General features: G+C 71.1%; 1 pseudogene. It reads right to left on the reverse strand.

Annotated features, from left to right (window positions below):
- Positions 1-349, reverse strand: a pseudogene (locus AACR77_RS14825) (HAD-IIIC family phosphatase); the annotation flags it as partial.

Raw genomic sequence — 349 nt, forward strand, 5'->3', positions numbered from 1 at the left:
CAACTGGTTGCCCGGGGAGAGCGGCTGCCAGTCGGCCTGCAGCGCCAATTGCTGCAGGAAGGCGTGCTCGTCGCCCAGTTGCCGGCGCACCGCCTCGGCCTCGGCCTGGGCCTGATAGGAGTGCTGCCGCAGGCCGTCATCCCGGCTCTGGTGGCGACTGCACAGGGCCGGCAGCGTCAGCAGGGCATCCGGCCAGCTCCAGAGATCGGCCGGCGGGGTCATCACCATCACCTCGGGGCAATTGGCTCGCACCTCGGCCCGTTCCAGCTCGCTGTCATCCCAGAAGACCAGGCTGTCCAGCCCGACATGGAGGCGGGCGGCCAGCCGCCGCAGCCCCTGGGGTTTGGGC

This window comes from Aeromonas sp. ZOR0002, assembly GCF_963866995.1.
Lineage (GTDB): Bacteria > Pseudomonadota > Gammaproteobacteria > Enterobacterales > Aeromonadaceae > Aeromonas > Aeromonas caviae.